Annotated in this window: 13 protein-coding genes; 8 read left to right on the forward strand and 5 right to left on the reverse strand. The window is 73.0% G+C overall.

Features of this window, described 5'->3' with window-relative positions; translation table 11 throughout:
* Positions 1-69: 69 nt before the first annotated feature.
* Entirely contained in the window at positions 70-324 is a 255-nt protein-coding gene (locus tag LO763_RS20890) for a hypothetical protein (protein ID WP_230788341.1), read from the forward strand.
* 67 nt (positions 325-391) lie between these two features.
* Positions 392-1039, forward strand: a complete 648-nt coding sequence (locus tag LO763_RS20895) for a TetR/AcrR family transcriptional regulator (protein ID WP_230788343.1) — start codon at positions 392-394, stop codon at positions 1037-1039.
* Here LO763_RS20895 and LO763_RS20900 read toward each other — a convergent pair.
* On the reverse strand, positions 1036-1701 hold the full coding sequence (locus tag LO763_RS20900; protein WP_230788347.1) for a DsbA family oxidoreductase: 666 nt from the start codon (positions 1699-1701) through the stop codon (positions 1036-1038). The genes LO763_RS20895 and LO763_RS20900 overlap by 4 nt on opposite strands.
* Positions 1701-1829, reverse strand: coding sequence for a hypothetical protein (locus LO763_RS29165; RefSeq protein WP_255672866.1), 129 nt, complete (start codon positions 1827-1829; stop codon positions 1701-1703). Before LO763_RS29165 ends, LO763_RS20900 begins: the two co-directional genes overlap by 1 nt.
* 126 nt (positions 1830-1955) lie before the next feature.
* Here LO763_RS29165 and LO763_RS20905 point away from each other — a divergent pair, with 126 nt between their 5' ends.
* From LO763_RS20905 to LO763_RS20925, 5 genes are all read left to right on the forward strand, one after another.
* The gene (locus tag LO763_RS20905) at positions 1956-3632 is read left to right on the forward strand and encodes a DUF885 domain-containing protein (RefSeq protein ID WP_230788350.1); all 1677 of its coding nucleotides are present in this window, start codon (positions 1956-1958) and stop codon (positions 3630-3632) included.
* Positions 3633-4085: 453 nt separating this feature from the next.
* Complete coding sequence (locus tag LO763_RS20910; RefSeq protein WP_439650313.1) at positions 4086-5627, forward strand: pyridoxal phosphate-dependent decarboxylase family protein; 1542 nt, start codon at positions 4086-4088, stop codon at positions 5625-5627.
* Positions 5624-6901, forward strand: a complete 1278-nt coding sequence (locus LO763_RS20915; protein ID WP_230788352.1) for a lysine N(6)-hydroxylase/L-ornithine N(5)-oxygenase family protein — start codon at positions 5624-5626, stop codon at positions 6899-6901. The genes LO763_RS20910 and LO763_RS20915 overlap by 4 nt, the downstream gene beginning before the upstream one ends.
* A gap of 44 nt (positions 6902-6945) precedes the next feature.
* Positions 6946-7536 (forward strand): GNAT family N-acetyltransferase, encoded by a 591-nt coding sequence (locus LO763_RS20920; RefSeq protein ID WP_230788354.1) that lies wholly within the window; start codon positions 6946-6948, stop codon positions 7534-7536.
* The gene (locus tag LO763_RS20925) at positions 7533-9311 is read left to right on the forward strand and encodes an IucA/IucC family protein (RefSeq protein WP_230788356.1); all 1779 of its coding nucleotides are present in this window, start codon (positions 7533-7535) and stop codon (positions 9309-9311) included. The genes LO763_RS20920 and LO763_RS20925 overlap by 4 nt, the downstream gene beginning before the upstream one ends.
* On the opposite strand, the gene LO763_RS29170 is transcribed toward LO763_RS20925, so the two are convergent.
* The gene (locus LO763_RS29170; protein WP_255672867.1) at positions 9308-9442 is read right to left on the reverse strand and encodes a hypothetical protein; all 135 of its coding nucleotides are present in this window, start codon (positions 9440-9442) and stop codon (positions 9308-9310) included. The genes LO763_RS20925 and LO763_RS29170 overlap by 4 nt on opposite strands.
* A gap of 20 nt (positions 9443-9462) precedes the next feature.
* Here LO763_RS29170 and LO763_RS20930 point away from each other — a divergent pair, with 20 nt between their 5' ends.
* The gene (locus LO763_RS20930) at positions 9463-10230 is read left to right on the forward strand and encodes an SDR family NAD(P)-dependent oxidoreductase (RefSeq protein ID WP_230788358.1); all 768 of its coding nucleotides are present in this window, start codon (positions 9463-9465) and stop codon (positions 10228-10230) included.
* Between the two features lie 12 nt (positions 10231-10242).
* Here the strand turns inward: LO763_RS20930 and LO763_RS20935 are convergent, their stop codons facing one another.
* Together LO763_RS20935 and LO763_RS20940 are read right to left on the reverse strand one after the other, a co-directional pair.
* Complete coding sequence (locus LO763_RS20935; protein WP_230788361.1) at positions 10243-11511, reverse strand: MFS transporter; 1269 nt, start codon at positions 11509-11511, stop codon at positions 10243-10245.
* 59 nt (positions 11512-11570) lie between these two features.
* Entirely contained in the window at positions 11571-12881 is a 1311-nt protein-coding gene (locus LO763_RS20940) for an aminotransferase class I/II-fold pyridoxal phosphate-dependent enzyme (RefSeq protein WP_230788363.1), read from the reverse strand.
* Positions 12882-12896 lie beyond the last annotated feature (15 nt).

Below are 12896 nucleotides of genomic sequence, written 5' to 3' on the forward strand. Positions count from 1 at the left end.
TTGAAGCGGGCCGGTCGCGTGCGGGTTCGCGGGACCCCGTATCCGCGTGGAACTCCATATCCTGGGTCGATGAAGGACTTCGACAATGAGATCGAGAAGGCGGTCAACCGAGCGGGGAAGGCCGCCGGCTGGATGTTCGCACTCGGCGTGGTGACACTGATCCTGGGGCTCTTCGCGAGCTTCGGGACCTACGGCATCGGCTTCCTGGTCGCCCTCCCCGGCGCCGGCCTCATGTTCGCACTGGGTGTGATCATCAACCTCCAGGGGATGAGCCTGCTGGAGACCTGGCGCCAGGGCCGCGGCCGGGAGGCCTCCGGAAGCTGAGCGCCGCTTCGGCCGCGATCGGGATTCGGCGGTAAAGTTGAGGCCGGTGTCAAGATAGGGGGTCGCCATGAGCGGGCGGGCGGTCCGGGCCGATGCCCGGCGCAACATCGAGAAGCTGGTCGAGTCCGCCGCCGACGTCTTCCGGGAGCGCGGCCTGCACGCGCCGCTCGAGGCGGTCGCGCAGCGGGCCGGGGTGAGCACCGGGACCATCTACCACCGCTTCGGCAGCCGCGAGGCGCTCATCGACGCGGTGGTCCCCGCTTACGCGGAGGAGCAGCTCGACAGGGCGGCGGCGGACGCGATGGCGTGCGCCGACCCCTGGGAGGGGTTCGTGCGGTATGTGGAGCGGGTCTGCGAGCTGCAGGCCTCGAACCTGGCGCTCAACGACGTCATCTCGCGGAACCACCCGGGGACGGCGAAGCTCGCGGAGGTGTGCCACCGGTCCCAGGAGCAGGCGCGGCGGATCGCCGAGCGGGCCCAGGCGGACGGGGCGCTGCGGGCGGACTTCGCCGTGGAGGACCTGCTGTTCGTGTTCTGGTCCAACGCGATGCTCATCCGGTTCACCGCCGGGACCGCGCCCGACGCGTGGCGCCGGAGCCTGGGGTTCACACTCGACGGCCTCCGCGCGGGGGCCGCGCACGCGCTGCCGACCGCGGCCCTGACGCCCGAGCAGGTCGAGCGGGTCATGGCGGGCCGCGGCCGCGCGCCGGCCTAGTCGGTCTTCCAGGCCGTGTTGAGCGCCTTGAGGAAGGCGTCGACGGACTGGGCGCCGGAGACGGCGTACTTGTCGTTCAGGACGAAGAAGGGGACGCCGCTGATGCCCAGTTCGCGGGCCTGGCGCAGGTCGGCCTCGACCGCGTCGTCGAACGCCCCGGACTTCAGGGCCTCCATGGCCCCGTCGCGGTCGAGTCCGACCTCGGCGGCCATGTCGGCGAGCGAGGCGTGGTCGGCGATGTTCAGCCCGTCGGTGAAGTAGGCCCGGAAGAGCCGGTGGACCATCTCGTTCTGGCGGCCGCCGGCCGCGGCGAAGTGCGAGAGCCGGTGCGCGTCGCGGGAGTTGACGGTGACGGCCCGGTCGAGCCGGTAGTCGAGGCCGAGGGCCGCGGCGCGCTCGGTGACGTTCGCGTGCATCCCCGCGACCTGGTCGCGCGGGAAGCCGCGCTTCTCGACGAGCAGGTCGACCAGGTCGACCGGCTCCTTGGAGAGCTCGGGCATGAGCTGGAAGCTGTGGTACCGCACGGTGACGGCGTCGCCGTGCGGGAACCGCTCGACCGCCTGGGCGAGGAGCGTGTCGCCCATGTAGCAGAAGGGGCACATGACGTCGCTCCAGACGTCCACGGTGATCGCGCCGCCGCGGCCGAAGACCTCGCCTCCCATCAGCGGCACTCCCCGTCCAGGTCGCACACGCCGGCGGCCTCGCCGGCGTCGAGGATGAGCAGCGGGGCGGGCTCGGGTTCCGGTGCCTCGGGAGCCTGGGGCTCCTCGGTCTCATAAGTTGACGCCATAGTCAAGAACGATACCCTAACTTGACGGTGCCGCCAAGATACGGGCGGTGAGGGCGGGCCGGATCTTGCTTGCCGCTCGGCTAACCGGGGGTCTAAGGTCAGGGCACCTCGTATGGAAGGGCACTCATGGGCGATCCTCAGCTCGCCGCGCTGGCGCAGCGGCACTTCGACCACCACCTGGCCGACAACCCCCTCTCGGCCAGCTTCTACGGCATCCCCGGCTACGACGACCGGCTCCCCGACCCGACCCGGGAGGGCGACCAGGCGCGGATCGGCCACCACGCGGAGATCCGCGACGGCCTCGCCGCCATCGACCCCGACACCCTCGAAGGCCAGGACCGCATCACCTACTCGGTGCTGGCGCGCCTGGTCTCGGACCAGGCCGCGTACCTCGGGGCGGCCCTGAGCGAGGTCGCCCTCAGCAACACCATCTCCGGCCCGGTCTCCTCGATGCTGTCCTCCCTGCCGCGCCTGTCCCTCGACTCGGCGCAGCGCAGCCGCGACTACCTGGTGCGCCTGGGCGCGCTCGGCGAGTACTTCGACCGGCTGCTGTGGCGGTACCGGCAGGCGCGGACCGTGGGGCGCCACCAGACCCGGCACGGCGTGCTGGCCGTCATCGACCAGATCGAGGACTACCTGGCGACCGACCTGGAGACGGACCCGCTCGCCTCGCTGGAGCCGACCGGCGTGGACGCGGAGGCCTGGCGGGCCGAGGCCCGCGCGCTGGTCCGCGAAGGCGTGCGGCCCGCCCTGCGGCGGTTGGCCACGGCCCTGGACATCGAGTTCCTGCCGGACGCGCGCGACGACGACCACGTGGGGGTCTGCCACGTGCCCGGCGGCGAGGCCGGGTACCGCGCCGCCTCGCGGTACTTCACCACCACCGACCTCAGCCCCGAGGAGGTCCATCAGATCGGGCTCGACGAGGTCGCGCGGCTGCGCGCCGAGTTCGCCGAGATCGGCGAGCGGGCGCTGGGGACCGGGGACGCCGCCGAGGTGATCGACCGGCTCCGAGGCGACCGCTCGCTGCGGTACGGGAGCGCCGAGGAGATCCTCGCCGACGTCACCGGGGCGCTGCGGCGGGCCGAGGAGGCGCTGCCGTCGGCGTTCCTGGACTACGACATCGCGCCGTGCAGCGTGGAGGTCATCCCCGAGGCGGCCGCGAAGGGCTCGACCCTCGCGTACTACACCGTGCCCGCCTCGGACGGCTCGCGACCGGGCACCCACTGGGTCAACACCTACGACCCGCCCAGCCGCGCCCGGTACGAGTACGAGGCCCTCGCGTTCCACGAGAGCGTCCCCGGCCACCACCTCCAGTTCGCGCTCGGGCAGACCCTCGACGACCTGCCGCGGTTCCGGCAGTTCGGGTACGTCACCGCGTTCGGCGAGGGCTGGGGCCTGTACACCGAGCGGCTGTGCGACGAGATCGGGCTCTACAGCGGCGACCTCGCCCGGCTCGGCATGGTCTCGTTCGACGCGTGGCGGGCCTGCCGGCTCGTCGTCGACACCGGGATGCACGCCTTCGGGTGGTCGCGCGAGCGGGCGATCCGGTACATGCGCGAGAACACCGCGCTGTCCGAAGTGAACATCGCGAACGAGGTCGACCGGTACATCGCCTGGCCGGGCCAGGCGCTGGCGTACATGATCGGCCGCAAGCACATCGAGACGCTGCGGGCGCGGGCCGAGAAGGCGCTCGGGAGCAGGTTCGACCTGCGGCACTTCCACGACCGCATCCTCTCCAGCGGCTCGATCCCGCTGGAGACCATGACCTGGGTCGTGGAGGCGTGGATCGCGGAGCCGCGGTAGCCCGTTCGGGGGAACGCGCCGACCGGCGGAGGCCTCGGGCCTTCGCCGGTCTTTTTGCGCCGCAACACCAATGGGGCCGGTGGGGCGTATGCGACGGGAGTCGGGCACCGGGTGTTGTCGGATTGGCGACAGACAGTGCCGCCCGGGTCCTGCACGATGTGGGGGCGGCGGCGACTCCCCCCGGGCGCCGCCGCAACAGTCTTCCGGGCACCCGGCCCGATGCGCCGCGGCGACGCGAGCGGCCTGCGCCGCAGCCCCTCTCGACATTCCTCAAGGGACGGCGAAGCCCTGCCGACATTTCCGTTCAAATGCCCGAACGGGTCGGCCATCGCAAGCATTCGTGGAGAACATCACCATTCGGGATGAGCCCTTCCGCCGATCGTGCACTTAGGTTAGCCTAACCTACACGTTCCCCGGCCATCTCGAGACCGTCCCTCCGCGAAAGGACCTTCTGTGCTGACAAGCGCCGACCCGCGTCCGGCTCCCGCGCCGCCCACCCGGACACCCCCGGCCCTCCTGGGCCGCGAATCGGCCGCCGCCTACCGCGGCCTCATCGCCGAAGTCGCAGGGCGCCTTGCCGAGCGCTTCGCCGCCGCCGACCGGCCCTGGACCGGCGCCGCCCCGGCCGACCTGGCACCGGCCGTCGCCGCGGTCGACCTCGACCGACCCCTGGCGTCCTTCGAGGACGCGTTCGCGGAGGTCGGCGAGCTCTACCTCGACGACGCGGTCTGGTTCCACCACCCGGCCTACCTCGCGCACCTCAACTGCCCCGTCGCGCTCCCGGCCGTGGCCGCCGAGACCGTGCTCGCCGCCGTGAACACCTCGGTCGACACCTGGGACCAGAGCGCCGGGGGCACCCTCATCGAGCAGCGCCTCATCGAGTGGACCGCCGCCCGGATCGGGCTCGGACCGGACGCCGACGGCGTCTTCACCTCCGGTGGGACGCAGTCGAACCTGCACGCCCTGCTGCTGGCCAGGGACGAGGCGGTCGAACGCGTCCTGCGCGGGCACCGCCCCGAGGACGGCCCGCGGCCGCGCGGCGTCGAGGTCCTGCCCCGCCTGCGGCTCTTCGCCTCCCCGCACAGCCACTTCAGCGTCGTCAAGGCCGCCAGGCTGCTCGGGCTCGGCGAGGACGCGGTCGTCACCGTCCCGGCCGACGACTGGTTCCGCATGCACCCGGCCGCGCTGGACGCGGCCCTGGAGACCTGCCGCGAGCGGGGCCTGGTGCCCGCCGCCGTGGTCGCCACCGCCGGGACCACCGACTTCGGGTCGGTCGACCCGCTCGGCCCGATCGCCGAGGTCGCCGCCGCGCACGGGGCCTGGCTCCACGTCGACGCCGCCTACGGCTGCGGCCTGCTCGTCTCCCTGGAGCACCGGGGCCTGCTCGACGGGATCGAGCAGGCCGACTCGGTCACCGTGGACTACCACAAGTCGTTCTTCCAGCCCGTCAGCTCCTCGGCGCTCCTCGTGCGCGACCGCGCCTCGCTGCGCCACGTCACCCACCACGCCGACTACCTCAACCCCGCCGAGGGCGCGGTCCCCAACCAGGTCGACAAGAGCCTCCAGACCACGCGGCGCTTCGACGCCCTGAAGCTGTGGATGACGCTGCGCACCTTGGGGCCCGACGCGGTCGGCGCCATGTTCGACCGGGTCTGCGCCCTCGCGGACCAGACCTGGGACTGGCTCGCCACCGACCCGCGCTTCGAGGTCGCCGCCCCGCCCTCGCAGCTGTCGACGGTGCTGTTCCGGCTCGCGGGCGCCGGAGGCGAGGAGGACGCGGACGAGGTGCACCGCCGGGCCCGCGAGGCGCTCGCGGCCTCCGGGGCGGGCATGGTCGCGGCCACCAGGGTCGAGGGCCGCATCGCCCTGAAGCTCACGCTGCTCAACCCCGGGACGGGCCTGTCGGACATCGTGCCCGTGCTGGAGGCGCTCGCGCGCCACGGCAAGCGGGCCATGGAGGCCGACCGCCGCACCGCCGCGGAGGCCGCCGCGTGAAGGTCCACGACTTCATCGGGATCGGCCTGGGGCCGTTCAACCTCGGGCTCGCGGCGCTGACCGCCCCCATCGCGGACCTCGACGGGGTCTTCCTGGAGCGCAAGACGAACGTCGACTGGCACCCGGGGATGCTCATCGAGGGCACCACCATGCAGGTGCCGTTCATGGCCGACCTCGCGACGCTGGCCGACCCGACGTCCGAGTTCTCGTTCCTCAACTACCTCAAGGAGAACGGGCGGATCTACCCGTTCTACATCCGCGAGTCGTTCTTCCAGCTGCGCACCGAGTTCCAGGACTACCTGCGCTGGGCCGCCGCGAGACTGGACAACCTGCGGTTCGGGCGGACCGTGACGGGCGTGGCGTGGGCCGACGGGGTGTACGCGGTGCGTTCGGAAGGCCCCGGCGGCGACGAGGTCCACCACGGACGCAAGCTCGTGCTGGGGACCGGGACGCCGCCGTGGATCCCGCCCGCGTGCCGCGGCCTCGAAGGCGACACCGTGTGCCACGCGTCCGCGTACCTGGAGCACCGGGACCGGCTCAAGGCGTGCGGCTCGGTCACCGTGGTCGGCAGCGGCCAGAGCGCCGCCGAGGTCTACCGGGACCTCTTGGAGGACGTCGGGACCGGCGGGTACGAACTGAACTGGGTGACCCGCTCCCCCAGGTTCTTCCCGCTGGAGTACACCAAGCTGACGCTGGAGATGACCAGCCCGGAGTACGTGGACTACTTCCACGGCCTGCCGCCCGCCAAGCGCGACGAGCTGAACGCGGCCCAGAAGGGCCTGTACAAGGGCATCAACGCCGAGCTGATCAACGAGATCTACGACCTGCTGTACCGCAAGCGCTTCGAGCAGGGGTCCGTGGCGACGCGGCTGCTCACCAACTGCACCCTCGAGAGGGCCGCGGTCGACGAGAAGGGCCTGCGGCTCGGCGTCAGGCAGCACGAGCAGGACCGCGCCTTCGAGCTGCGCACCGAGGGCCTGGTGCTGGCGACCGGCTACAGCCGCCGCCTCCCCGGTTTCATGGACCCCGTCCGCGACCGGCTCCGGTTCGACGCGACCGGGCGCCTCGACGCCCGCCGCGACTACAGCGTCGACGCCGCCGGGGAGGGCGAGGTCTTCGTCCAGAACGCCGAACTCGCCACCCACGGCTTCACCGCCCCCGACCTCGGCATGGCCGCCCACCGCAACTCCTGGATCATCCGGTCCCTGACCGGCCGGGAGGTCTACCCGATCGAGCGCCGCATCGGCTTCCAGGAGTTCGGGGCGCCGTCGTGACGAACGCCCCCGCAAACGACCGCCGACGTGAGAGAGGCACCGCCGTGAACGCGACCCTGAAGGCGCCCGGCACCTTCTACCACCTGCACGAGGGCCTCGGGGACTTCGGCCTGCGCCTGGTCGACCCGCCCACCGACGCGCCGCTGCTGCACGAGTGGGTGACCCACCCGAAGGCGAAGTACTGGATGATGCAGGACGCCTCCGTGGCCGACGTGCTCGCCGAGCACGAGGGCATCGAGATGAGCGCCCACCACTTCGCCTACATGGGCCTGTACCACTACCGGGCCCGGTTCCTCGTGGAGGTCTACGACCCGGCCCGCTCCGAGCTCGCGGGCGTGTACGACCCGGCCCCGGGCGACGTGGGCATGCACGTGCTCACCGCCCCGAGCGACCGGCCGATCCCCGGGTTCACCAAGGGCGTCATGACCACCGTGATGCGCCTGCTGTTCGAGGGCTTCGGCGCGCAGCGCGCCGTGGTCGAGCCCGACGTGGGGAACGAGGCCATCCACCGGCTCAACGAGTTCGCGGGCTTCCGGCCCGAGCGGACCGTGGACCTCAAGGACAAGCGGGGGCTCCTGAGCTTCTGCACCCGAATCGACTTCGAGCGGTCCGCCGCCAGAGGAGTGCACACGTGAGCGCCATCGACCATCTGACCCCCGGGCCGTGGCTGCGGGCCACGAGGCTCCTGCTGGCCAAGGCGATCGGCGAGTTCGCGCACGAGCGGCTGCTGGTCCCGGTGAAGGACGGCGACGGGTACGCCGTCGCGGCGGGCAGCGCAGCCGAAGGCACCGCCGAGCGGTACACGTTCGCCGCCAGGCGGTTCAAGCTCGACCACTGGGCCGTGGACGCCGACTCGATCGTCCGCCGGGACGCCGGCGGGGCCGAACTGGACCTCGACGCGGCCGCGTTCTTCCTGGCGTTCCGGGGCGAGCTGGGGCTGAGCGACGCGGTGCTGCCGGTGTACCTCGAGGAGGTCGCCGCGACCGTGAACCGCGGGGCGTACCAGCTCGGCGAGGAGCAGCCGGGGGCGGAAGCGCTCGTGGACGCGGACTTCCAGAGGATCGAGGCGGCCATGACCGGCGGGCACCCGTGCTTCGTGGCCGGGTCGGGGCGCCTGGGCTTCACCTCGGAGGACTACCGGGCGTACGCGCCCGAGACCGGGGCGGGCGTGCGCCTGATGTGGCTGGCGGCGCGGCGCGAGCACGCGATGTTCGCCGCCGCACCGGAACTGGACTTCGACTGGCTGGTGGCGACGCAGCTCGACGCCGACTCGCGGGAGTACTTCGCCTCGCTCCTCACCGACCGGGGCCTGTCCTACGAGGACGTCTACCTGATCCCGGTGCACCCGTGGCAGTGGCGCAACAAGATCTCGGTGACCTTCGCGCCCGAGATCGCCGCCGGGCGGCTCGTCCCGCTCGGCGAGGGCCACGACGACCACCAGGCGCAGCAGTCGATCCGGACGTTCTTCAACCGCTCGCGGCCCGAGGCGGACTACGTCAAGACCGCCCTGTCGGTGCTGAACATGGGCTTCATGCGGGGCCTGTCCACCGAGTACATGGAGGTCACGCCCGCGATCAGCGACTTCGTGGCCGACATGGTGCACGGGGACGCGACCATGAAGCGCCACGGCGTCACGGTCCTGCGCGAGCGGGCCTCGGTGGGCTACCGGCACCCGGCCTACACGGCGGGCGCGCCGAAGGGCTCCCCGTACCGGAAGATGCTCGCGGCCCTGTGGCGCGAGAGCCCGGTCCCGAAGCTGGCCGAGGGCGAGCGCGTCGCCACGATGGCCTCGCTGCTGCACGTGGACTCGGGCGGCGGGTCGTTCGCGTCGGCGCTGATCCGCCGCTCGGGGCTGCGCCCGCAGGAGTGGCTTCGCGGCTACCTCGACGCCTACCTCGTGCCCGTGGCGCACTGCATGTACAAGTACGGGCTGGTGTTCATGCCCCACGGCGAGAACGTGATCCTGGCGCTGAGGGACGGCGCCGTGGAGCGGGTCTTCCTCAAGGACATCGGCGAGGAGTGCGGGATCCTGGAGCCCTCGACGGCGGTGCCCGAGGCGATCGCGCGCATCAAGGGCGAGGTGCCGGACGAGTCGCGCGCGATGTGCGTGCTCACCGACGTCGTGGACTGCTTCCTGCGGTTCCTCGCGGCCCAGCTGGACCTGGACGGGGTGCTCGGCGAGGACGAGTTCTGGCGGGTGGCCGCCGAGGCCCTGAAGGACTACCAGGCCGCGCACCCCGAGCTCGCGGAGGCGTTCGAGCGGTTCTCGCTGTTCGCGGGCAGTTTCACGCTCTCGTGCCTGAACCGGTTGCAGCTGAAGAACAACCAGCAGATGGTGGACCTGGAGAACCAGGAGGAGAGCCTGATCTACATCGGCAGGCTCGACAACCCCCTCGCCGCCTGGCGCTAGCCGTGCCCGGGCGGGGCGAAGCGCCGCGCCCGGTCGCCGCCCGGCTCCGGCCGCACCGGGGCGGCGCGGACGCGCGGGGCGGGCACGGGCCGCCCCGCGTTCGGCTCCGCCTGGCGGACCGGGCGTGACACGACGGGTCATTATGAACGGCATGCATCTGAACAGCCCTGTCCTCATCACCGGTGCCAGCCACGGCCTGGGCATGGTCACCGCCCAGCTGCTGGCCTCGCAAGGCGCCCCGCTGGCCCTGTGCGCCCGGGGCGCCGCCCCGCTCAACGAGTTCGCCGAGAAGCTGCGCGCCGAGCACGACGTCAAGGTGGTGACGCGGGCCCTGGACGTCAACGACCCCGAGCTGCTGGCCGAGTTCGTGCACGAGGCGGGGCGCCGCCTGGGCGACCTCGCGGGCGTGGTCGCGAACGTCGGCGGCGCCCGCGGCCGCGGGCTGCTCGACACGGGGCCCGAGGACTGGGCGTACACGCTGAGCGTCAACGTGACCAACGCGATGACGGCGCTGAAGGCCGCCCTGCCGCAGCTGCGGCGCACCCGCGGCGCGGCGGTCCTGGTCTCCTCGATCTCGGGTTCGAAGCCCTCCCCCGGGCTGGCGTACGGGTCGACGAAGGCCGCGCTGAACCACGCCGCGACGGTCCTGGGGCGCGAGCTGGGACCCGGCGGCGTCCGGGTCAACGCGGTCGCGCCCGGGTCGATGCTGGTGCCCGACCGGAACTGGGACCGGCTGCGCGTGGCCGACCCGGGGCGCTACGAGGCGTTCCTGGACGAGTTCCCGACCCGCGAGCTGCTGGACCCCGAGGACGTGGCCGAGGTGATCGCCTTCCTCCTGTCGGACAAGGCGAAGGCGATCAACGGCGCGGTGATCCCGGTCGACGGCGGCCAGAACGCGCCGAGCGCCTACGGCTACTGACCGGGGCACCGGTCAGACGGCCCCCTCGGCCGGCGCGGCGGTGAGCCTGCCCATGAGGAACGGGAAGACCGCCAGGGCCACGACCGCGCAGCAGACGCAGAGCACGCCGTAGCCGGCGTACTCGACGATCGGGCCCGAGGCGATCCCGGCGCCCATGGCGGCCAGGCCCATCACGAGGTCGGAGAAGCCCTGCGTGGACGGGCGCCGGGCCGGGCTGACCGCCCCGGTGACCAGGGCGGCCGAGCCGACGGTCATGGCCGACCAGCCGAGGCCGAGCAGGACCAGGCCGATCGAGACGCGCACGTGGTCGCTCGCGGGGGCCGATCCGGCGACGGCGCACGCGGCGACGAGGAGCGCGGTGCCCGCGATCAGGACCGGCCGGGCGCCGCGCCGGTCGACGAGGCGGCCGATCACCGGCGCGAAGGCGTACATCGCGCCGATGTGCAGGCCGAGGATGAGGCCGACGACGCTGAGGGCGTCCTCGGGGTCGGCCATGCCGTGCCTGATGTGCAGGGCGGTCATGGCCATGACGCCGACCATGACGAAGTGGCCGAGGGCCGCGGCGACGACGCCGGTGCGCACCGCCGGGTTGGTCTTCGCGGTGCGGTAGCCGTCGGCGATGGAGCGCTTCGGGGCGTCGGTCTCGCCGCTGAGCTCGCGGGCCTTCAGGAGCGGGTCGGGGCGCAGCATGACGTTGACGATCGCGGCCGTCACGAGGCACAGGGCGCCGATGGCGGCCATGGAGCCGACGTAGGCGGGGCCGCCGAACCAGGAGGTCCACACGTCCTCGGCGACGGCGGCCAGGGACGGGCCGGCGACCGAGCCGATGGTGGTGGCCCACACGACGAGCGCCAGGTGCGAGCCGCGCTTGGCGGCGGGGGCGAGGTCGGCGGCGGCGTAGCGGGACTGGAGTCCGGCGAAGGAGGCCGAGCCGAGGAGGAAGTACCCGGTGACCGCGACGACGGGGTTGTCGAGGTGGACGGCGGCGATGACGGTGAGGGTGCCGAGGACGGCGCACGCGTAGCCGAAGGCGAGGCCGCCGCGGCGCCCGTAGCGCTCGGTGATGCGCACGGCGGGGACCACGACGAGGGCCGAGCCGCCGACGAAGAGGCTCTGCGCGAGTCCGGCGTAGGTCGAGGAGCCGGTCATGTCCTCGATGAGGAGGGCGCCGACGGCGATGCCGATGCCCACGGCGAGGCCGCCGAGGATCTGGGTGCAGAAGAGGGTGCGCAGGATGCGCCGTTGCAGGGCGGTGGTGTCGGGTGTCGCGGTGGCGGTCACGGGGGTCCTTTCTGGAGTTGTCGGCCGGTCCCGGCGGGGCCCGGCAGTGCCGGGGCGGGTCAGACCGGCGGGGCCGCCGGTCCCGACGCGGCGGCGACGGCGTCGGCCACCGCGGGGGCGAGTCCGGGGGCGAGCCGGGCGGTGCTGATGCGGATGCCCTGGTCGCCGTGGAAGGAGAAGGCCCGGCCCGGGGAGACGGCGTACCCGGCGTCGCGGAGGGCGACGACGGCCGCGGTCTCGTCGGCGACGGGGATCCACACGTTGAGTCCCGAGCGGCCCCACACCTCGATGCCGCGTGCGGCGAGCGCGTCGCGAAGGGCCGCTTGGCGTTCGGCGTAGACCCGGCCGGCGTGCGCGACGCGGGCGCCGGCGTCGGGATCGGTCCAGGCGGCGATCACGAAGTGCTGGAGGATGCACGAGACCCAGCCGTGGCCGATGGCCATGCGGCCCTGGACGCGCGCCTTCGTGTCGGGGTCGGCGGCGACGACGGCGCAGCGCAGGTTGGGCCCGTAGGGCTTGGAGGCGGAGCGGACGAACATCCAGTGCTCGGCGGCGTCGGCGACGAAGTGCAGCGGGGTCTGCGACAGCTCGGCCCAGTGGTCGTCCTCGATGACGAACACGCCGGGGCGGGCGGCGAGGACGGCGCGGAGGTCGGCGGCGCGCTCGGCGGAGACCGCGGCGCCGGTGGGGTTCTGGCCCCGCGAGGTGAGGACGAAGGCGCGGGCCCCGGCGGCGAGGGCGGCGCGGAGCTCCGCGGGGAGGGGCCCCTCGCCGTCGATGGCGACCGGCACGACCTGGTATCCGGCCGAGAGCAGCAGGTCGCGCCCGTTGGACCAGGTGGGCTCCTCGACGGCGACGGTGTCGCCGGGCTCGAGGCGGGCGGCCAGGCCGCGCTCGAAGGCGTCGAGCGCCCCGGAGGTGACCGTGAGCTCGCCGCGGACGCCGTCGGCGGCGAGCCGGTCGCGGGCGAGGTCGAGCAGGTCGGGGCAGGGGCCGCCGTCGCGGTAGTTGCCGTGGGTGACCTCGACGCGCGGTTTGAGGGCGTCGAGGTCGGGGAGCAGGTCGGGGTCGGGCTCGCCGGAGACGAGGTCGAGCACTCCCGAAGGGACGGTGAGCGTGCCGGCGGGGGTGAAGGCGGAGCGCTCGCGGACGAAGGTGCCCGCGCGGCCGCCGGTCTCGACCACGCCGCGTTCGCGCAGGCGGCGGTAGGCGGCGGCGACGGTGCCGGGGGCGACGCCGAGGTCGGCGGCGAGCTTGCGGACGGGCGGCAGGGTGCGGCCGGGGGCGAGGTGGCCCGAGCGCACGCCGGACTCCACGCTGGACGCGATCTCGCTTGCCGCGGTCCCGGTGATCTGATACTGTACCGACATAACTCGATCATTGTA

Origin of the sequence: Glycomyces amatae (genome assembly GCF_020991375.1) — a bacterium.
Taxonomy (GTDB): domain Bacteria; phylum Actinomycetota; class Actinomycetes; order Mycobacteriales; family Micromonosporaceae; genus Glycomyces; species Glycomyces amatae.